Genomic DNA, 1,142 nt, shown 5'->3' with positions numbered 1-1,142 from the left:
AGCTTCGCGCGCAGGTCCGCGTCCGTCGTGACGGGCCGAAAGCCGAGGCGCTCCCACAACGGCCGCGTCGCGTAGACCGAGACCAGCGCGAGCGTTGGGGTGCCTGACGCGCGCGCCAGCTGCTCGATATCGGCGATGTAAGCGCGCAGAACGCCGCCGCGAAAATCCGGCAACACGGCGACGTCGTGGACGTAGAGACAATCCGCATCGTCAGGCAATCGTGCGATGAAAGCGTCGAGCGGCGGAATCCGGTGCTGCTTCCAGGGATGCGAAAACCCGTAGCCGGCGATCGCATCGTCGGCGACAAGCGCGCGGCAGCCATCGGGATAGAGCCGCATCTTCTCGGCGAACACCTCGAGCCTTTCAGGAAGATCAGGATGTATCCGCGCCGCGATGGCGCTGATCGCGGGCAGGTCGGATGCGTGTGCGGGACGCCAATGCGGCTTGCTCATGTCTTTCCGTCGTTCCGTCTCGGTCGGTCCAGTTTATTCCGCCGCGCCAGCGCGCGCAGCGAAAAATATCTTGGCCGCCGTCTCAGGAATACCAGGCCGCGCGCGGCGTCCTACCCATGCAAGCCAATTGCATGACAGGAGATATCATGACGTCCTCGATCCGCCTCGCGCTCACGCTCGCAATCTCGCTCGCGATCGTTCCCGCCGCCTTCGCCGCACCGCCGACCAAGACGGGCAAGACCGACAAGGGCAACGTGCTCACCGACGCCAAAGGCATGACGCTCTACACCTTCGACAAGGATGCTGACGGCAAGTCGGCCTGCAACGGTCCATGCGCGACCAACTGGCCGGTGCTGAAGGCCGAAGCGAGTGATGCGGCCGGCGACGGCTATACTGTCATCACGCGCGACGACGGCTCGAAGCAGTGGGCCTACAAGGGCAAGCCGCTCTACACCTTCGCCAAGGACCAGAAGCCCGGCGATGTCACCGGCGACGGCTTCTTGAACGGCGCCTGGCATCTGGCGATGCCGTAACGGCGCTCTGCCGTTATCTCGGATATTCGAGTTGCATCGCGACGAAGTCGGCGGTGCGCGATCCGTAGCGCGCATCGATGGCGTGCAGCGTCTGGTCCAGCGCACGCGCCGGCGGCAGGTCGACGGCGGCCGTCGGCGTCTGCTTGGCCGGCCAATC

2 protein-coding genes are annotated in these 1,142 nt (G+C 65.3%); one reads left to right on the top strand and one right to left on the bottom strand.

Annotated features, from left to right (window positions below):
• Positions 1-452 (bottom strand): GNAT family N-acetyltransferase (locus MOV74_RS38695; RefSeq protein ID WP_246932831.1); only part of this gene is annotated, 452 nt, incomplete at its 3' end.
• A gap of 146 nt (positions 453-598) precedes the next feature.
• Here MOV74_RS38695 and MOV74_RS38690 point away from each other — a divergent pair.
• Positions 599-985, top strand: coding sequence for a hypothetical protein (locus MOV74_RS38690; protein ID WP_246932829.1), 387 nt, complete (start codon positions 599-601; stop codon positions 983-985).
• Positions 986-1,142 lie beyond the last annotated feature (157 nt).

Source organism: Bradyrhizobium sp. SHOUNA76, assembly GCF_023006445.1.
Classification (GTDB): Bacteria; Pseudomonadota; Alphaproteobacteria; order Rhizobiales; family Xanthobacteraceae; genus Bradyrhizobium.
The sequence above is the reverse complement of the archived record's forward strand: the minus strand, read 5'-3'. Positions and strand labels throughout refer to the sequence as shown.

Excerpts from the sequence above, each read along its gene's own strand:
- MOV74_RS38690 (WP_246932829.1), top strand. The coding sequence starts at position 599 with ATGACGTCCTCGATCCGCCTCGCGCTCACGCTCGCAATCTCGCTCGCG.